We start from the raw sequence: 16816 nt of genomic DNA, 5'->3' as shown, positions 1-16816 counted from the left end.
GGTGTTTTTTGGTGGTCGCGCCTCGTGTCTTCGACCCCCCCCCCCCCGGGCGCCCCCCCCCCCCCCCCCCCCCCCGCCGCCGTTGCACACCTGCTGGACACCGAGTGGCACGGCGCTGTCGGCGCCCAGCCGGTCGGCGACGAAGTGCGCCGGGGACCACAGGTCGTGCCCCTGGTAGTGGATCCAGGCATGCAGCAGGAGGCCCACGCGGCCGGGGTCGGCCCCGGCCGCGGCGAGTGCCCGGCGGCCGGCCTCGACCGCCATCTCCGGCGGGGCCAGGTCGGCCACCGGCAGGCCGGTGTAACCGAGTTCGCCGGCGGTCTCGGCGTCGACCAGCTCACGCGTGACCGCCTCCGCCGCGCTCTGCCGGCCCGGGGGGAGCCAGAGCGTGGGGCCCGAGATGCCCAACGGGCTCGGCAGGCGCATTACTTCGCCTCGGCTGTCGTGCTCTTCGAGGTTCCCGCGTCGATGTCGCAACCCGGGTCCGGGGCGGCCGTGGTCGGCGTGGTCGTCGTGGTGGGGATGATGTCGACGACGTACAACTCGACCGGCTCGGTGCCCTTGTTGATGCCCATGTGCACGGTGTCCGGGCCCACGGGCTCCACGAGCGATTCGCCCGGGCCGTACTCCTCCACCGAGCAGTCCGAGCCGTCGATCCGGGTGAACGTACCGGAGTTGATGACGGCGATCTCCTCGCCCACGTGGTAGTGCCAGCCCGTGGAGGCGCCCGGCTGCACGACCGCCTTGCGGTAGAGGACCTTGCGGTCGCCCTTCGCGTTGATCTTGAAGGGTGCCGAGGTGACTCCCTCGGTCAGCGTGACCGCGCTGACCGGGGGGACGTCGGCCTTCGCGTCGGCCTTGGCGTCGGCCTGGGCGACGGGCTGGGTGGCGAATCCGACGCCGAGCGCCACCGCGGCGCCCACACCGGCCGTTACGAGTCTGCTCTTCTTGACCACGGGATGTCCTCTGCTCACGGGAACCGATCGCAGTCATATGTACCAGAGCATTGCCACTGAGGTGAGGTCTGTCTTGACTTCCTGTGCTGGTCTTGTGCGGGACTTCAGTCGTTCTCTTGCCGGCCCGGGCCGGGTGGGATGCGCGGGCCGCTCAGCCCGCGTCGACCAGCGAGATCCTGCCCTTCCGCTCGTCCCGCCGCAGCAGTTCGGCGACCTTCTCGTGGGTCTCCGTACCGGCCCGCGCCGTGTGCAGCATCAACCGGATCCCCGGCCGGTCCGGGATCTCCAGCACCGAGTGATCGAAGATCAGCAGCCCCGCCCGCGGATGCTCGATCGCCTTCGTGCCCTGGTTCGTCGCCGTGAGCTCGTACCGCGACCACAGGTCCGCGAACTCCTCGCTCTCCTGCGTCAGCCGGCGCGAGATCGAGGTGAACCGCGGCTCCGCCGGGTAACGGGCGGCGTCCCTGCGGAACTCGGAGACCAGGCCGGGAGCGACCTCCGCCCAGTACCGGTGACGCGCCCGGAACGCCGGATTGGTGAAGAAGGACACCAGACAGTTGGTGTCCCGCTCGCCGAACCCGAAGACAAGACCGGCCGCACGGTTGAGCCCCACGATGTCCCAGCACCGGTCGATCACATACGCCGGACTCGGCATCCAGCCCTCCACGAGGGCCGTCAACTGCGCCGTGTCCGCGCAGTCGTCCGCCGCGCGCTGCGGCGGGTTCATCCCCACCAGCCGGTACAGGTGGTCCCGTTCGACGGCGTCCAGCAGCAGCGCCCGGCTGATCGAGTCCACGACCTGGTCCGACACCTTGATGTCCCGGCCCTGTTCGAGCCACGTGTACCAGGAGGCTCCGATGCCCGCCAGCATCGCGACCTCCTCCCGGCGCAGCCCCGGCGTGCGCCGACGCGCGCCGGGGGGAAACCCCACGTCCTCGGGCCTGAGCCGTTCCCGGCGCGCGCGCAGGAAGTGCTTGAGCTCCTCGCGTCGACGGGGCTCCCGTACTGCGTTGAGGTTCGTGGTGGTCATGGACCCAGGATAGGTTCGGGCTCCCCACGGCATGGCGATAATTGCCAGCCTTCTGCCATGACTTCCGACTCCGTCACTCAGCCGACCGGCAAAGTGCCGTTCACCACACGCCAGTGGCTCATCATCGCCCTGCTGTGCGGCACGCAGTTCATGCTCGCCCTCGACTTCTCCATCCTCAGCGTCGCGCTCCCCGTCCTCGGTGAGGACCTCGGCTTCAAGCTGAGCGACCTGCAGTGGGTGGTCACCGCGTTCGCCCTGCCGTCCGGCGGCCTGCTGCTGCTCTTCGGCCGGGCCGCCGACCTCTACGGCCGGCGCAACTGGTTCATCGTCGGCATGGTCCTCTTCACGGTCGCCTCCCTCGCCGGCGGCCTCGCCCCCACCCCCGGCTTCCTGCTCGCGGCCCGTGCCGCCCAGGGCGTCGCGGCCGCCATGCTCACCCCGGCGGCGATGTCGCTGCTCACCACCAGCTTCGCCGAGGGCTCCCAGCGCGACCGCGCGCTCGGCATCAACGGCGCCCTGCTCTCGCTCGGCTTCCTGTCCGGCGTGGTCCTCGGCGGAGTCATCACCGACTTCACCAGCTGGCGCGTGACGCTCTTCATCAGCGTCCCCGTCGGCGTCATCGCCGCCATCGCCGCCCCGATCCTCATCAAGGAGAGCCGCAACGAGGAGACCCCGAAGCTGGACCTCCTCGGCGCCGTCACCGTCACCGGTGGCCTCCTTTCGGTGATCTTCGGCATCACCTCGGCCGAGCGCAACGGCTGGAGCTCCACCACCACCCTGCTCGCCCTGGCCGCCGGACTCGTGCTCCTCATCGCCTTCTTCGCCGTCGAGTCGCGGGTCGCCGCACCCCTCGTCGACCTGAAGGTGCTGCGCCGCCGCACCGTGAGCTGGGGCAACGCCACCGGCCTGGTCACGTTCGCGATGATGACCGGCATGGTGTTCCTGCTGACCCTGTACTTGCAGCAGGTGCGCGGCATGAGCCCGCTCAACGCCGGCTTCACCTTCGCCTCCCTCGGCGTCGCGGCCGTCGTCGGCGGTGCCTTCGCCGCCCGCATCATCGGCGCGATCGGTGTCCACCGGGCCCTCGTCTACGGTCTGCTGCTGCAGGCGGCGAGCACGGCCGCGCTCTACTTCCTCGACGCCGCCGGCAGCATGCCGCTGCTCCTCATCGCCACCGCCACCGGCGGATTCGGCCACCTCCTCGCGGTCGTCGGGTACATGATCACCGCTACCTCGGGTCTGCCGGACCACGAGCAGGGCCTCGCCACCGGCCTCGCCTACACGGGCCAGCAGCTCGGCGTCACCGTCGGTACCCCGGTCCTCGCCACCGTCGCGGCGGCCGGCATCGACTCCGCGGGCGGCAGCGGCCCCGCCGCCGTCCTGAACGGCGTACAGGAGGGTCTGCTGATCGCCGCCGGCGCGCTGCTCCTCGCCGGCCTCGCCGCCATTGCCTTCCTTCGGCCCGACCGGACCGCGACGGCCGAGGCCCCGACGGCCGAAGCCCCGGAGGCCGAGACCCCGGAGGCCGGCAACCAGGTCTCCGTCGAGGCGCGCTGAGGGACCGCGGGAACGCACCGAGACTCTGAGGGGAACGATTAACATGCGCATGCGCTACCTGGGCCGCACCGGCCTCCAGGTCTCCGAGATCTGCCTCGGCACCATGACGTTCGGCGGACGCCACGGATTCCAGCACATGGGCCGGCTCAACACCATCGAGGCCCGGCAACTCGTCCACACGAGCATGGACGCGGGCGTCAACTTCTTCGACACCGCCGACATGTACTCCGCCGGACAGTCCGAGGAAGTCCTCGGCGCCGCCCTCGGCACCCGCCGTGACGACGTGATCATCGCGACGAAGGTGCGCTGGCAGATGCCCGACGGCAACGGTGGTCCGAACGACCGCGGACTCTCCCGTCACCACATCGTGCGCTCGGTGGAGGCCAGTCTGCGCCGGCTGGGCACCGACTACATCGACCTCTACCAGACGCACGGCTGGGACGGCCGCACTCCGTGGGAGGAGACCCTGCGGGCCCTGGACGACCTCGTCCGGGCGGGCAAGGTCCGCTACATCGGTGCGTCCAACCTGACGTCCTGGCAGCTCACCCGTGCCCTCGCCACCAGCGAGCGGACCGGCCTCGAGCGTTTCGCCTCGCACCAGATCCAGTACAGCCTGGCCGCCCGCGAGGTCGAGTGGGAACTGCTGCCCATGGCCGAGGCCGAGGGCGTGGGCGTCATGGTGTGGAGCCCGCTCGCCGGGGGGCTGCTCAGCGGCCACCAGGAGCGGGGCGCCACGCCGCCCGCGGGAACGCGGCGGGCGGTGGGCTGGTTCGAGCCCGTGGACCCCGAGCGCACCTTCGACACCATCGACGTGCTGCGCAAGATCGCACAGGAGCGGGAGGTGAGTCCGGCCCAGGTGGCGCTGCGCTGGGCGCTGGACGGAAAGGGCGTCACCTCGGTGGTCATCGGTGCCCGCGACGAACGTCAGCTCACCGACAACCTGGCCGCGACGACCTGGTCGCTGACCCCCGAGGAGCACGCCGCCCTCGACGAGGTCAGCGTCCCTCGGCTGCCCTACCCGTACTGGCACCAGGAGTACAGCGACGCGGACCGGGTCCGGGAGCGGGACGAGGACTGACTTGCGCGGGAAAGCCGGAAGGGCCACCGCGTCCACCCGGGACGCGGTGACCCTTCCGAGGAGAGCTTCGGCCGGCGAGCCTCAGCGCACGTCGCCCATGAGCTCCTTGACGCGCTTGCGGTACATCCAGATCGCGAGGCCGGCGACGACCGCGAGGGTCGCTTCCGCGGCCACGATGCCCGTCTTGTTCAGGTCGACGCCGGCGATGGAGAGCAGGCCGGTCGTGGCGTCACCGGCGGTGACGGCCAGGAACCAGACGCCCATCATCTGCGAGGCGTACTTCACGGGCGCCATCTTCGTGGTGACCGACAGACCGACCGGGGAGAGCAGCAGCTCACCGCAGGTCTGTACGAAGTAGATCGCCACCAGCCACAGGGCCGCCGCCTTGTGTCCGCCGTCCGCGATGGCCAGCGGGGCCAGGAAGAGGAAGAAGGACGCGCCGACCAGGACCAGGCCGAACGAGAACTTCACGATCGTGCTCGGCTCCTTGCCGCGGCGGGCGAGCGCCAGCCACGTCATCGCGAAGACCGGCGCCAGGGCCATGATGATGACCGGGTTGACCGACTGGAACCAGGAGACCGGGAAGTCCCAGCCGAGGACGCTGGTGTTCGTGGAGGAGTCCGCGAAGATCGCGAGGGTCGAGCCGCCCTGGTCGTAGATCATCCAGAACACGGCCGCGGCGACGAAGAACCAGATGTACGCCGACATCTTGGACTGCTCGGCGGGGTCCAGGGACCTGTCGCGCTTGATGCGGGTCAGCACCAGCACCGGGACGATCACGCCGAGCAGGATCAGCGGGACCAGGATCCAGTTCAGGGTGTAGTTGCCGGAGAAGCCGACGATCGCGTAGAAGACGACGGCGAGCGCGGCCCAGAAGGCGGCCTTGCGCAGCGTCGAGGTCTTCTCCTCGGCCGACAGCGGCTTCGGGACCGTGCTGGAGTGGGGCGCCAGGTGGCGGCTGCCGAGCAGGAACTGGATCACGCCCAGGCCCATGCCGACCGCGGCGAGCGCGAACCCCAGGTGCCAGTTGACGCTCTCGCCGATGGTGCCGATGATCAGCGGCGCCGCGAAGGCACCGAGGTTGATGCCCATGTAGAAGACGGTGAAGCCACCGTCGCGGCGCGGGTCGTCGGGGCCGTCGTAGAGCTGGCCGACCATCGTCGAGATGTTGGCCTTCAGCAGGCCCGAGCCTATGGCGACCAGGCCGAGGCCCGCGTAGAACGTGCCGGAGGACGGCAGCGCCAGCGTGAGGTGGCCGAGCATGATCACGCCGCCGGCGACGGCGACGGTCTTGCGCGGACCCCAGACGCGGTCGCCGAACCAGCCGCCCGGCATGGTCAGCAGGTACACCAGCGAGAGGTACACCGAGTAGATCGCGGTCGCGGTGCCGGCGCCGAGGCCGAGGCCACCCGGGGCGACAAGGTACAGCGGGAGCAGAGCCCTCATGCCGTAGTAGGAGAAACGCTCCCACATCTCGGTCATGAAGAGTGTGGCCAGTCCGCGGGGGTGGCCGAAGAAGGTCTTCTCGGAGCCGGGGGTGCCCGGTGTGACCGAGTCCTTCGTCAGGCTGGACGCCATGGTCGATCCTTGCTGGTCGGGACGCGCTCATGAGGCGATGCGCGCCCGGTGAGGGGCGGCCGGCACCGGCGGCCTCACCCGCCCACCCCACGCCTGGGGGATTTCGCTCCGGATCACGGAGCGGTGGACGGCGGCCACCGGGATCCACGCCTCCCCGCGCGTCACCGCACGCTTCGAGGCCCGGCCACAGGTCATTCCTTTCGAGGCCGGCCCTGGGGCCGGCCCGCACACAAAAGAGACCTTCAGCGTCGAACTGTCGCCAAAGGTCCCCTGGGTGCTACAGGCGCTGATTCACCATACGGCAGGACACCGACCGGTATGGAAGGACTTGAGACGCGGATCACAGGTGATTTCGGAACCGCGAACGACCATTCGAAGGTCCATTCCAGGATGGCACCCCACAGCCGCAGGCCCGAACCGGGGGTCGACGGGGCGGCCCGCACAAGGGGCGCGCAAGGGGTGCCCGGCTTGTCCGCAGGTAGGAGTTCCGGCGGGCGATCATGCCCCGGGCGTTGCTCCGAGCGGTCTACCATCAGCTCATGACCCGTGTACTGCTCGCCGAGGACGACGCGTCCATCTCGGAGCCGCTGGCCCGCGCCCTGCGCCGGGAAGGGTACGAGGTCGAGGTGCGTGAGGACGGACCCACCGCACTCGACGCCGGGCTCAAGGGCGCCATCGACCTGGTCGTGCTGGACCTGGGCCTGCCGGGCATGGACGGTCTGGAGGTCGCCCGGCGGCTGCGCTCCGAGGGCCACGCCGTACCGATCCTGATCCTGACCGCGCGCGCCGACGAGGTGGACACCGTGGTCGGCCTGGACGCGGGCGCCGACGACTACGTCACCAAGCCCTTCCGCCTCGCCGAGCTGCTCGCCCGGGTCCGCGCCCTGCTGCGGCGCGGCGCCGTCGAGCCCCCGCAGCCGCCCGCCACCCACGGTGTGCGCATCGACGTCGAGTCGCACCGGGCCTGGATGGGCGAGGAGGAACTCCAGCTCACCGCCAAGGAGTTCGACCTGCTGCGGGTGCTGGTGCGCGACGCCGGCCGGGTCGTCACCCGCGACCAGCTGATGCGCGAGGTCTGGGACACCACCTGGTGGTCGTCGACCAAGACCCTGGACATGCACATCTCCTGGCTGCGCAAGAAGCTGGGCGACGACGCGGCGAACCCCCGCTACATCGCCACCGTGCGCGGCGTGGGTTTCCGTTTCGAGAAGAACTGAGCCCCCGCAGGGCCTGCCCGGGTAAGAGGACATGCGCCGCCGACTGATCCAGTCCACGCTCGCCGTGGTGCTCGTCGTGATCGCCGTCTTCGGCGTCTCCCTCGTGATCGTCGAGACCCGGACGATCAGCAGCACCGCCCAGGAACGGGTCGACCTGGAGGCGGTGCGGCTGGCCAGCATCGTGGACAGCCGGCTGATCGGCACCGGTTCCGTCGACGCGAAGTTCCTGCGGGAGCAGATCCGGGACGCCCGGTACGCCGTGATCCGCATCCCCGGCGAACCGGTCATCGAGGTCGGCAGCAAGCCGACCGGTGAGGTCCTGCGGGGCACGGCCACCGGTGAGGAGGGCGAGACCGTCCTCGTCGAGGAGCCCAGCTCCTCGGTGACCCGGGAGATCGGCCGCACCCTGCTGATCATCGGCCTGGTGGCGCTGCTCGCGGTGGTCGCCGCCGTCGTGCTGGCGATCCGGCAGGCCAACCGCCTCGCCTCCCCGCTCACCGACCTCGCCGAGACCGCCGAACGCCTCGGCTCCGGCGACCCCCGGCCGCGGCACAAGCGGTACGGCGTCCCCGAGCTGGACCGGGTCGCGGACGTGCTGGACTCCTCCGCCGAGCGCATCGCCCGGATGCTCACCGCCGAGCGCCGCCTGGCCGCCGACGCCTCCCACCAGCTGCGTACGCCGCTGACCGCGCTGTCCATGCGGCTGGAGGAGATCACCCTCACCGACGAGCCGGAGACGGTGAAGGAGGAGGCGACGATCGCGCTGTCGCAGGTGGAGCGGCTGACGGACGTCGTGGACCGGCTGCTGACCAACTCGCGCGACCCGCGCAGCGGCTCCGCCGTCACCTTCGAGCTGGACGACGTCATCCAGCAGCAGATCGCCGAGTGGCGTCCCGCCTACCGCAACAAGGGCCGGGCGATCGTCAGCTCCGGCAAGCGGCATCTGACGGCCGTGGGCACGCCGGGCGCCGTGGCGCAGGTGCTGGCCGCGCTGATCGAGAACTCCCTGATGCACGGCGGCGGCACGGTCGCCCTGCGGACCCGGGTGACCGGCAACCAGGCGGTCGTGGAGGTCACCGACGAGGGCCCCGGCGTCCCGGGCGACCTGGGCGCGCGGATCTTCGAGCGCGCGATCAGCGGCCGGAACTCGACGGGCATCGGTCTCGCCGTCGCCCGCGACCTGGCCGAGGCGGACGGCGGCCGCCTGGAACTGCTCCAGGGCCGTCCCCCGGTCTTCGGACTGTTCCTGTCCCGCACCCCGCCCCCGAAGAAGTCGTCCGGGGACTCGGGCGGCACCGTGCGCTAGGCGGGGGCCGCCGCCGGATGTGGTCAGCGGTGGCCCGCGGGGGTGCCGTCGGAGGTGGGGACCGCGGTCGGGTGCTCGCGCTCCACGAAGGTGCCCGCCCGGGCCACCGGCGGACGGGAGGGCAGCGTCCGGAAGACCCAGGTGCGGTACGACCAGAAGCGGAAGAGCGTGCCGAGCCCGATGCCGAGGAACTTGAAGATGTTGCTCTGCAGCGGGCTGTCCCAGCCGAAGCCGTACGTCGCCGTGTAGAGCACACCGTTCTCGATCACCAGTCCGACCGCGCTGAACAGCAGGAACAGTGACATCTCGCGGGTCCGGTGGCCCTTGTCGCGGTCGCGGTAGGTGAAGTAGCGGAAGCCCACGTAGTTGAAGATGATCGCGACGATGGTCGCGACGATGCTGGCCCGCACCACCTGGAGGTCGGTCACGTGCCGCACGAAGTTGAAGACGAGGAGGTTGACCAGCACTCCCGCGCCGCCCACCGCGCCGAACTTCACGACCTCACGCACCAGCCGGTCGATCCGCTCCCGCAGCGCGCCGCGGGGCGCGGGGGGAGCGGGGGGAGCCATGTGAGCACCCGAGGAACCACGTTCCATGGTCGTGCAGGCCCCCGTCCGTCGGTTGGCGTCAATCTGTTCATGCTAACCACCCGGACGCGCGATCTTCCTGCCGAGAGACCGGCGGGGGTCCGGAACGGGCGGCCGGAGAGGCGGGAAACGGCCGGTAAACAGGTGGGCTCCGCGCGGCCGATACGCTAGGGGTGTGACGTTCCCCGTAGTCGGCATGGTCGGCGGTGGCCAGCTCGCTCGTATGACACACGAGTCGGGCATCCCGTTGGGCATCAGGTTCAAGCTTCTCAGTGACACACCTCAGGACTCTGCGGCGCAGGTCGTGAACGAAGTCGTCATCGGCGACTATCGCGATCTGGACACGCTGCGCGAGTTCGCGCGCGGCTGTGACGTGATCACCTTCGATCACGAGCACGTGCCGACCGAGCACCTCAAGGCCCTGGAGGCGGACGGCATCCCCGTCCGTCCGGGCCCCGACGCGCTCGTGCACGCCCAGGACAAGGGCGTGATGCGCGCGAAACTCGACGCGATCGGCGTGCCCTGCCCACGGCACCGGATCGTGCGCGATCCGACCGACGTGGCCGCCTTCGCCGCGGAGGGCGCCGCCGAGGGCGACGGATTCCCCGTCGTCCTCAAGACGGTCCGCGGTGGGTACGACGGCAAGGGCGTGTGGGTCGTGGACTCCGTCGAGGAGGCCGCCGAGCCCTTCCGCGCCGGGGTGCCGGTGCTGGCGGAGGAGAAGGTCGACTTCGTCCGCGAGCTGGCCGCCAACGTGGTCCGCTCCCCGCACGGCCAGGCGGTGGCCTACCCGGTCGTCGAGTCCCAGCAGGTCAAGGGCGTCTGCGACACGGTGATCGCGCCCGCCCCCGACCTCGACGAGGCGCTGGCCCTGCACGCCGAGGAGATGGCGCTCAACATCGCCAAGGAACTCGGCGTCGTCGGCCACCTCGCCGTCGAGCTGTTCCAGACCCGCGACGGCCGCGTCCTCGTCAACGAACTGGCGATGCGCCCGCACAACTCCGGCCACTGGACGATGGACGGCGCGATCACCTCGCAGTTCGCCAACCACGTCCGCGCCGTCCTCGACCTCCCCCTCGGCGACCCGCGCCCGCGCGCGAAGTGGACCGTGATGGTCAACGTCCTCGGCGGCGACTACCCGGACATGTACTCCGCGTACCTGCACTGCATGGCCCGCGACCCCCAGCTGAAGATCCACATGTACGGCAAGGACGTGAAGCCCGGCCGCAAGGTCGGCCACGTGAACACCTACGGCGACGACCTGGACGAGGTGCTGGAGCGCGCCCGTCACGCTGCCGGCTACCTGAGAGGGACGATCACCGAATGAACCCGGTAAGCCCGGTGAGTCCAGTCGTCGGCATCGTCATGGGGTCGGACTCCGACTGGCCCGTCATGGAGGCCGCCGCCAAGGCCCTCGACGAGTTCGAGATCCCCTACGAGGTCGACGTGGTCTCGGCCCACCGCATGCCGCACGAGATGATCGCGTACGGCGAGCAGGCCGCCGGCCGCGGGCTCAAGGCGATCGTCGCCGGGGCCGGGGGCGCCGCCCACCTGCCCGGCATGCTCGCCTCGGTCACCCCGCTGCCGGTCATCGGCGTGCCGGTGCCGCTGAAGTACCTCGACGGCATGGACTCCCTGCTGTCGATCGTGCAGATGCCGGCAGGTGTCCCCGTCGCCACCGTCTCCGTCGGCGGCGCCCGCAACGCCGGTCTGCTGGCCGCCCGCATCCTCGCCGCGCACGACGAGGAACTGCAGGGCCGCATGCGCGAGTTCCAGCAGGAGCTGAACGACCAGGCCACCGAGAAGGGCAAGCGGCTGCGCAACAAGGTCGAGGGCTCCGCGGCCGGCTTCGGATTCGGAAAGTGACGGACGGACAGTGACCGAAGGGACGCGGATGACCTCGCTGGACCAGGCCCGGGAACTGCTGCGCGAGTTCCCCGTCGTCGACGGGCACAACGACCTGCCCTGGGCGCTGCGCGAGCAGGTCCGCTACGACCTCGACGCCCGCGACATCGCCTCCGACCAGTCCGCCCACCTGCACACCGACCTGGCCCGGCTGCGGGCCGGCGGCGTCGGCGCGCAGTACTGGTCGGTGTACGTCCGCTCCGACCTGCCGGGCGCGGTGACGGCGACGCTGGAGCAGATCGACTGCGTACGGCGGCTGCTGGCGCGTCACCCCGAGGACCTGCGGGCCGCGCTGACCGCCGCCGACATGGAGGCGGCCCGCGCCGAGGGCCGGATCGCCTCGCTGATGGGCGCCGAGGGCGGCCACTCCATCGACAACTCCCTCGCCACCCTGCGCGCCCTGTACGCGCTCGGCGTGCGCTACATGACGCTCACCCACAACGACAACGTCGCGTGGGCGGACTCGGCGACCGACGAGCCCGGCGTCGGCGGCCTGTCGGCCTTCGGCCGCGAGGTCGTGCGGGAGATGAACCGCGAGGGCATGCTGGTCGACCTCTCGCACGTCGCGGCGACGACGATGCGCGACGCGCTGGACGCGTCGACGGCGCCGGTGATCTTCTCGCACTCCTCGTCCCGGGCCGTCTGCGACCACCCGCGCAACATCCCGGACGACGTGCTGGAGCGGCTGCCCGCCAACGGCGGCGTCGCGATGGTGACGTTCGTGCCGAAGTTCGTGCTCCAGGCGGCCGTGGACTGGACGGCCGCCGCCGACGACAACATGCGGGCGCACGGCTTCCACCACCTCGACAGCAGCCCCGAGGCGATGAAGGTCCACCGCGCCTTCGAGGAGGGCACCCCGCGCCCGGTCGCCACGGTGTCCACGGTCGCCGACCACCTCGACCACATGCGCGAGGTCGCGGGCGTCGACCACCTCGGCATCGGCGGCGACTACGACGGCACGCCCTTCACCCCGGACGGCCTCGGCGACGTCGCGGGCTACCCGAACCTCATCGCCGAGCTGCTCGACCGCGGCTGGTCCCGGGCCGACCTGTCCAAGGTGACCTGGAAGAACGCGGTCCGTGTGCTGGGCGACGCCGAGGACGTGGCCCGGGGGCTTCAGGCGGCGCGCGGCCCGTCCAACGCGACGCTCGACGACCTGGACGGCTGAGCGGACGCCGGCCGCACGGGTCCGAGGGCGGGGTAGTCGGTGTAGCCGGTCGCCCCGCCCACGTACATCAGGTACCGCTCGCGCACCGGGTTCAGCGGGGCGCCGGTCCGCAGCCGCGCCACCAGGTCGGGGTTGGCGAGGAACGGCCGGCCCAGGGCGATCAGGTCGGCGCCGGCCCGCAGCAGCCGCTCGGAGGCGTGCCGCACGGTGTCCGTGCCGAACCCCTCGCCCAGCACCGGGTTGGCGATCAGCACCCCGGGCCATCCGGCGCGGAGCCGCCCGAACACGGGGGCGTCCGGGTCGGCGTACACGAGGTGCAGATACGCGAGCCCGAGTCCGCCGAGCCGCGCGGCGAGCGCCGGGTAGATCTCCTCGGTCTCGCCCTCGGCGATGCCGTTGACCGTGTTGCCGGGGGAGACCCGCAGGCCCGTCCGCTCGGCGCCGATCTCGGCGGCCACGGCCTCCACCACCTCGGCCGTGAACCTGATCCGCGCGGCGGCCGGACCGCCGTAGCCGTCGGTGCGACGGTTGGTGTTGGCGGCCAGGAACTGGTGCAGCAGGTGGCCGTTGGCGGAGTGCACCTCCACGCCCTCGAACCCGGCGTCGAGCGCGTTGCGGGCGGCCCGCGCGAAGTCGGCGACCGTGCCGCGGATGTCGTCCTCGCTCATCTCCCTCGGGACGACGGCCGGGCGGTGCCCGTCGGGCGTGAAGATCGTCTCGGGCAGCGGCACCGGAGAGGGAGCGACGGGCGTCAGCCCGCTGGTCGCCGGATGTCCGACCCGGCCGCCGTGCTGGAGCTGGAGGAACATCCGCCCGCCCGCGTCCCGCACGGCCTCGGTGACCTGCCGCCAGCCCGCCACGTGCCGTGTGCTGTGGACGGCGGTGATGTTCGGATACGTCTGCCCGACCGCGTTCGGCGTCGCGGCCTCCGCGATGATCAGTCCGGCGGTGGCGCGCTGGGCGTAGTAGGTCGTCATGAGGGGGGTGGGGGTGCCGTCGGCCTCGGCGCGGTTGCGGGTCAGCGGGGCCATGACGAGACGGTTGGGGAGGGTGAGCGGGCCCAGCGGGGCGGGTGCGAAGAGTTCTGTTGAGTGCGACATGCCCGTACGCTAGAACCTGACATTGATGTCAGATTCAAGTCCGGAACAGGTCCGGAGCAGGTCCGGAGCAGGTCCGGAACGGGGAGGCGTGGGGATGCGGATCGGCGAACTGGCCCGGCGCACGGGCGTCAGCGAACGCTCGCTGCGCTACTACGAGCAGCAGGGGCTGCTCGCGGCCGGCCGTACGCCCGGCGGGCACCGCGACTACGCGGAGGCGGCCGTCGACCGGGTCATCCGCATCCAGGAGCTGTACGCGGCCGGACTGTGCAGCAGCAAGATCGCGCGGCTGCTCCCCTGCATGCGCGACGGCGACGGCGGCCCCTCGACCGTGGCCACCCCGAAGCTGGTCGCCGACCTCACCGCCGAACGCGCCCGCATCGACCGGACCATCGCCGAACTGCTCCGCTCCCGCGACACCCTGGACGAGGTGATCGAGGCGGCCCGCGACTGAGCGGGGTACCCCCGAACGCGTCACCCACCAGGAAGCCCTTTCCGCCCCGTGCGACGGTGGCCGTACCTCACGAACGAGCGTACGGAGCGCGCCATGGCAGACCTCCAGGACGACCTGCACACCGGTACCGAGGCCGGCGGGCTCGGCGACCTGTCCGAGCCGTTCACCGCGGAGGTCTTTCCGCCGGAGCCCTACGCGCCCGTGTCCGACCCCGACGACGAGCCGCTGACCCGGGCGCACGCCGTACTGGCCGCCCATCCCGTCGCCGACGGCTACAGCGGCCTGCCCTGGGCGCTCAAGCACCTGCCCTGGTACGACCTGGAGCTGGGCGAGAGCGCCGTCGACACCGACGTGCCGCGGCTGCGCGAGGGCCACGTGGGCGCGCTGATGTGGTCGCTGCAGCTGCCCGAGGCCATCGACGGGGACCGCGCGGTCGGCGCCACGCTGGAGCAGCTGGACCTGGTCAAGATGGTCGTGCGGGCCCACCCGGAGGGGCTGCGCCTGGCCTACGACGCCGGGCAGGCCATCGACGCACGCAACTGCGGCCGGGTCGCCGTGCTGCCGGGTCCCGCGGGCGCCCCGGCCCTCGGCGACTGCCTCGGCATCCTGCGTTCGCTGCACGCCCTCGGCCTGCGCGTGCTGACGCTGTCCGGGGTGACCTGGGCGAGCGAGGCGGGTCTCACCCGGTTCGGTGAGGAGGTCGTCCGGGAGATGAACCGGCTCGGCGTGCTCGCCGACCTCTCCGGCGCCTCCGCCGAGACCATCCGCCGCACCTTCGCCGTCTCCAAGGCGCCGGCCCTGTGCACCCGCTCCGCCGCCCGCGCCCTGCGCCCGCACCCCGCCAACCTGCCCGACGACCTGCTCGTCGAGCTGGGCGCGGCCGGGGGGCTGTGCATGGTGCCGCTGACCGCCGAGCAGACCGGCCCGACCGTCCGCGACGTCGCCGACCACCTCGACCACGTCCGCACGGTGGCGGGACCGGAGAGCGTCGGCCTGTCCGGCACCTACGACTCGGGCGTCGCCCACCCGCTGGAGCTGGGCGACGCCTCCTGCTACCCCCGGCTCATCGCCGAGCTGCTGCGCCGTGGCTGGGACGAGGCGGACGTGGCCCTGCTGACCTGGGGCAACGTCCAGCGCGTGCTGCGCGGCGCGGTCTTCACCGCCCGCGCGGTGCAGCAGCGCCGGGAGCCGTCCACGGCGACGATCGCCGAACTGGACGGCTGAGCACCGGCCCGGTCAGGGGTGCTCGATCCGGCACAGGCAGAACGGGTGCCCCGCCGGGTCGGCGTACACCATGAAGCCCTTCTTCTCCCGGTCCTCCAGGTCCAGCGGCCGGGCGCCCAGCGCGAGCACGCGCTCGTGCGCCGCGTCCATCTCGGCCCAGGTCGCCCCGCCGTCGAAGTCGAGGTGGAACTGCTGGGCGTTGCGGTCGGAGCGCGGCCACTCCGGAGGGGTGAGGTCCTCGGCCCGCTGGAAGGACAGCCGCGGCCCGCCGGGCACCTGGAGCACCACCCAGTCCGGGTCCTCCTCGTCGGGCGTCCCGCCGCCGACCCGCGCGTAGAAGCGGGCCAGCTCACGCGGCTCGGGGCAGTCGACGACGACGGAGCGGAAACGTGCCACGGGTGCCGTGGGTGCCATGGATGCCGTGGATGCCATGGGGGAAACCTCCCGGTGTCTCGCGGTGGTGGCGGGCCGGCGTTCAGCAGCGGCAGAGGCAGAACGGGTGCCCGGCCGGGTCCGCGTAGACCCGCCAGGTACGGGTGTGGTCCTCCGCGTCCAGCGGGCGCGCGCCCAGCTCCAGCACGGCCTTCTCGGCCGCGTCGAGGTCCTTCACGTCGAGGTCGAGGTGGAACTGCTGGGCACCGTCGGGCCCGGGCCACTTCGGCGGTACGTAGCCGGGGGAGCCCTGGAAGGCCAGCGTCTGCCCGCCGGGCAGATTCAGGTCGACCCACTCGTCGTGGTCGTCGCTCTTGTCCTCGACGGCTCCGCCGAGCACGCCGGCGTAGAAGCGGGCCAGTGCGTGCGGGTCGGGACAGTCCAGGACGACGACGCCCAGTTCGGCGACAGCCATGACTTCCTCCTTGAGGTCCGCGGTGGTTACCTGGTGGTTACCCGCATGGGGCGGGTAACCGGTAACGGTTACCTCATGCTCCCGCATTGGCGGTAACGTCGCAAGCATGAGTGTGAGATCGCCCGCGCCGGGAGGTCTGGAGCTGGTCCGGGCCCTGGTGAACACGCTGGACGTCGAGACCGGCGCCGACTCGCTGGACTCGCCGGAGGGACGGGCGCGCTTCGGTCTGACGGCGGACGACGTACCCGGGGCCCGCGAGCTGCGCGAGTCCCTGCGCGTGACGCTGCTCGCCCACGCCGGCCATCCGCCGCACCGCGCGGTGACCCCGCTCGGCGAGCTGCTGCGCGCCGCCCCGCTGGTGGTGACCGTCGACGCCGCCGACGGCTCCGCCGCCCTCGCCCCGGCCCGGGAGGGCTCCCTGGCCGCCCGCGTCGCCGCCGCCGTCGCCGAGGCGCTGGTCGCGGGCACCTGGAGCCGGCTGAAGGCGTGCGAGGCCGCCGACTGCCACTGGGCGTACTACGACCGCAGCCCGGCCGGCCGCGGCCGCTGGTGCTCGATGCAGGTGTGCGGGGCGCGCGCCAAGATGCGCCGCTACCGGGCCAAGGAGGCGTGAACCACACGGGGTTCACCGGCCCCCGGGCCGCCCGATGGGGCAGAATGCGGACGGCGGCGGGGGGGGGGGCGGGGCCCGGTGGGCGACGGATCACCCCCTCCGCGGGGCGGGTGGGGGCGGAACAGCCGCGGTACGCGCTGGTGTTGCAGCGACCCGTCACCACCGGCCGGGTCGTCGCCGTGACCTCGATCCGCGGTGG

17 protein-coding genes and 2 pseudogenes are annotated in these 16816 nt (G+C 71.8%); 11 read left to right on the top strand and 8 right to left on the bottom strand.

The features are described 5' to 3' along the window. From ACFWR9_RS12565 to ACFWR9_RS12555, 3 genes and pseudogenes are all read right to left on the bottom strand, one after another. A pseudogene (locus ACFWR9_RS12565) lies at positions 1 to 426 on the bottom strand (hypothetical protein); the annotation flags it as partial. After that, positions 426 to 974, bottom strand: coding sequence for a cupin domain-containing protein (locus ACFWR9_RS12560; protein ID WP_383839767.1), 549 nt, complete (start codon positions 972 to 974; stop codon positions 426 to 428). The pseudogene ACFWR9_RS12565 and the gene ACFWR9_RS12560, both read right to left, overlap by 1 nt. A gap of 133 nt (positions 975 to 1107) precedes the next feature. Beyond that, positions 1108 to 1986 carry a helix-turn-helix transcriptional regulator gene (locus ACFWR9_RS12555; protein WP_383839764.1) on the bottom strand — a complete coding sequence of 293 codons (879 nt, stop codon included), beginning with the start codon at positions 1984 to 1986 and terminating at the stop codon, positions 1108 to 1110. Positions 1987 to 2043: 57 nt separating this feature from the next. Between ACFWR9_RS12555 and ACFWR9_RS12550 the strand changes: the two genes are divergently transcribed. Then, positions 2044 to 3543 carry an MFS transporter gene (locus ACFWR9_RS12550; RefSeq protein WP_383839761.1) on the top strand — a complete coding sequence of 500 codons (1500 nt, stop codon included), beginning with the start codon at positions 2044 to 2046 and terminating at the stop codon, positions 3541 to 3543. 43 nt (positions 3544 to 3586) lie between these two features. After that, positions 3587 to 4621, top strand: coding sequence for an aldo/keto reductase (locus tag ACFWR9_RS12545; RefSeq protein ID WP_383839758.1), 1035 nt, complete (start codon positions 3587 to 3589; stop codon positions 4619 to 4621). An 81-nt stretch (positions 4622 to 4702) separates the two neighbouring features. On the opposite strand, the gene ACFWR9_RS12540 is transcribed toward ACFWR9_RS12545, so the two are convergent. Beyond that, on the bottom strand, positions 4703 to 6199 hold the full coding sequence (locus tag ACFWR9_RS12540; RefSeq protein ID WP_383839755.1) for an oligopeptide:H+ symporter: 1497 nt from the start codon (positions 6197 to 6199) through the stop codon (positions 4703 to 4705). 539 nt (positions 6200 to 6738) lie between these two features. Between ACFWR9_RS12540 and ACFWR9_RS12535 the strand changes: the two genes are divergently transcribed. Beyond that, positions 6739 to 7416 (top strand): response regulator transcription factor, encoded by a 678-nt coding sequence (locus ACFWR9_RS12535; protein ID WP_383839752.1) that lies wholly within the window; start codon positions 6739 to 6741, stop codon positions 7414 to 7416. A 31-nt stretch (positions 7417 to 7447) separates the two neighbouring features. Next, positions 7448 to 8722, top strand: a complete 1275-nt coding sequence (gene draK, locus ACFWR9_RS12530; protein ID WP_383839749.1) for a two-component system sensor histidine kinase DraK — start codon at positions 7448 to 7450, stop codon at positions 8720 to 8722. 23 nt (positions 8723 to 8745) lie between these two features. Here draK and ACFWR9_RS12525 read toward each other — a convergent pair whose 3' ends face one another. Beyond that, positions 8746 to 9291: a GtrA family protein gene (locus ACFWR9_RS12525; RefSeq protein ID WP_383839746.1), complete on the bottom strand. Its 546-nt coding sequence runs from the start codon at positions 9289 to 9291 to the stop codon at positions 8746 to 8748. Between the two features lie 193 nt (positions 9292 to 9484). Here ACFWR9_RS12525 and ACFWR9_RS12520 point away from each other — a divergent pair, with 193 nt between their 5' ends. Genes ACFWR9_RS12520 through ACFWR9_RS12510 form a run of 3 tightly spaced genes read left to right on the top strand, consistent with a single transcriptional unit; the run spans position 9485 to position 12382 of the window. After that, positions 9485 to 10636, top strand: coding sequence for a 5-(carboxyamino)imidazole ribonucleotide synthase (locus ACFWR9_RS12520; RefSeq protein WP_383839743.1), 1152 nt, complete (start codon positions 9485 to 9487; stop codon positions 10634 to 10636). Beyond that, complete coding sequence (purE, locus tag ACFWR9_RS12515) at positions 10633 to 11175, top strand: 5-(carboxyamino)imidazole ribonucleotide mutase (RefSeq protein ID WP_383839740.1); 543 nt, start codon at positions 10633 to 10635, stop codon at positions 11173 to 11175. Before ACFWR9_RS12520 ends, purE begins: the two co-directional genes overlap by 4 nt. A 28-nt stretch (positions 11176 to 11203) precedes the next feature. Continuing rightward, entirely contained in the window at positions 11204 to 12382 is a 1179-nt protein-coding gene (locus tag ACFWR9_RS12510) for a dipeptidase (protein ID WP_383839737.1), read from the top strand. Here ACFWR9_RS12510 and ACFWR9_RS12505 read toward each other — a convergent pair. Then, complete coding sequence (locus ACFWR9_RS12505) at positions 12331 to 13482, bottom strand: alkene reductase (RefSeq protein WP_383839734.1); 1152 nt, start codon at positions 13480 to 13482, stop codon at positions 12331 to 12333. The genes ACFWR9_RS12510 and ACFWR9_RS12505 overlap by 52 nt on opposite strands. A 94-nt stretch (positions 13483 to 13576) precedes the next feature. Here ACFWR9_RS12505 and ACFWR9_RS12500 point away from each other — a divergent pair, with 94 nt between their 5' ends. Together ACFWR9_RS12500 and ACFWR9_RS12495 are read left to right on the top strand one after the other, a co-directional pair. Next, the gene (locus tag ACFWR9_RS12500; protein ID WP_383839731.1) at positions 13577 to 13933 is read left to right on the top strand and encodes a MerR family transcriptional regulator; all 357 of its coding nucleotides are present in this window, start codon (positions 13577 to 13579) and stop codon (positions 13931 to 13933) included. Positions 13934 to 14026: 93 nt separating this feature from the next. Next, positions 14027 to 15157 carry a dipeptidase gene (locus ACFWR9_RS12495; protein WP_383839727.1) on the top strand — a complete coding sequence of 377 codons (1131 nt, stop codon included), beginning with the start codon at positions 14027 to 14029 and terminating at the stop codon, positions 15155 to 15157. 12 nt (positions 15158 to 15169) lie between these two features. Here the strand turns inward: ACFWR9_RS12495 and ACFWR9_RS12490 are convergent, their stop codons facing one another. Both ACFWR9_RS12490 and ACFWR9_RS12485 read right to left on the bottom strand, forming a co-directional pair. Then, positions 15170 to 15589, bottom strand: a complete 420-nt coding sequence (locus ACFWR9_RS12490; RefSeq protein ID WP_383839723.1) for a VOC family protein — start codon at positions 15587 to 15589, stop codon at positions 15170 to 15172. Positions 15590 to 15632: 43 nt separating this feature from the next. Continuing rightward, positions 15633 to 16004, bottom strand: a complete 372-nt coding sequence (locus tag ACFWR9_RS12485) for a VOC family protein (protein WP_383839718.1) — start codon at positions 16002 to 16004, stop codon at positions 15633 to 15635. A gap of 106 nt (positions 16005 to 16110) precedes the next feature. Here ACFWR9_RS12485 and ACFWR9_RS12480 point away from each other — a divergent pair, with 106 nt between their 5' ends. Together ACFWR9_RS12480 and ACFWR9_RS12475 are read left to right on the top strand one after the other, a co-directional pair. Then, the gene (locus ACFWR9_RS12480; protein ID WP_383839715.1) at positions 16111 to 16617 is read left to right on the top strand and encodes a CGNR zinc finger domain-containing protein; all 507 of its coding nucleotides are present in this window, start codon (positions 16111 to 16113) and stop codon (positions 16615 to 16617) included. Beyond that, positions 16614 to 16816 (top strand): annotated as a pseudogene (locus tag ACFWR9_RS12475) (hypothetical protein); the annotation flags it as partial. The gene ACFWR9_RS12480 and the pseudogene ACFWR9_RS12475, both read left to right, overlap by 4 nt.

This window comes from Streptomyces sp. NPDC058534 (assembly GCF_042717365.1).
Taxonomy (GTDB): Bacteria; Actinomycetota; Actinomycetes; order Streptomycetales; family Streptomycetaceae; genus Streptomyces.
The sequence above is the reverse complement of the archived record's forward strand: the minus strand, read 5'-3'. Positions and strand labels throughout refer to the sequence as shown.

What these genes read in the sequence shown, in the direction of transcription:
- ACFWR9_RS12555 (WP_383839764.1), bottom strand. Translation starts at nt 1,986, where the DNA reads ATGACCACCACGAACCTCAACGCAGTACGGGAGCCCCGTCGACGCGAG.
- ACFWR9_RS12550 (WP_383839761.1), top strand. Translation starts at nt 2,044, where the DNA reads ATGACTTCCGACTCCGTCACTCAGCCGACCGGCAAAGTGCCGTTCACC.
- ACFWR9_RS12545 (WP_383839758.1), top strand. Translation starts at nt 3,587, where the DNA reads ATGCGCATGCGCTACCTGGGCCGCACCGGCCTCCAGGTCTCCGAGATC.
- ACFWR9_RS12540 (WP_383839755.1), bottom strand. Translation starts at nt 6,199, where the DNA reads ATGGCGTCCAGCCTGACGAAGGACTCGGTCACACCGGGCACCCCCGGC.
- ACFWR9_RS12535 (WP_383839752.1), top strand. Translation starts at nt 6,739, where the DNA reads ATGACCCGTGTACTGCTCGCCGAGGACGACGCGTCCATCTCGGAGCCG.
- draK (WP_383839749.1), top strand. Translation starts at nt 7,448, where the DNA reads ATGCGCCGCCGACTGATCCAGTCCACGCTCGCCGTGGTGCTCGTCGTG.
- ACFWR9_RS12525 (WP_383839746.1), bottom strand. Translation starts at nt 9,291, where the DNA reads ATGGCTCCCCCCGCTCCCCCCGCGCCCCGCGGCGCGCTGCGGGAGCGG.
- purE (WP_383839740.1), top strand. Translation starts at nt 10,633, where the DNA reads ATGAACCCGGTAAGCCCGGTGAGTCCAGTCGTCGGCATCGTCATGGGG.
- ACFWR9_RS12510 (WP_383839737.1), top strand. Translation starts at nt 11,204, where the DNA reads ATGACCTCGCTGGACCAGGCCCGGGAACTGCTGCGCGAGTTCCCCGTC.
- ACFWR9_RS12505 (WP_383839734.1), bottom strand. Translation starts at nt 13,482, where the DNA reads ATGTCGCACTCAACAGAACTCTTCGCACCCGCCCCGCTGGGCCCGCTC.
- ACFWR9_RS12500 (WP_383839731.1), top strand. Translation starts at nt 13,577, where the DNA reads ATGCGGATCGGCGAACTGGCCCGGCGCACGGGCGTCAGCGAACGCTCG.
- ACFWR9_RS12495 (WP_383839727.1), top strand. Translation starts at nt 14,027, where the DNA reads ATGGCAGACCTCCAGGACGACCTGCACACCGGTACCGAGGCCGGCGGG.
- ACFWR9_RS12490 (WP_383839723.1), bottom strand. Translation starts at nt 15,589, where the DNA reads ATGGCATCCACGGCATCCATGGCACCCACGGCACCCGTGGCACGTTTC.
- ACFWR9_RS12485 (WP_383839718.1), bottom strand. Translation starts at nt 16,004, where the DNA reads ATGGCTGTCGCCGAACTGGGCGTCGTCGTCCTGGACTGTCCCGACCCG.
- ACFWR9_RS12480 (WP_383839715.1), top strand. Translation starts at nt 16,111, where the DNA reads ATGAGTGTGAGATCGCCCGCGCCGGGAGGTCTGGAGCTGGTCCGGGCC.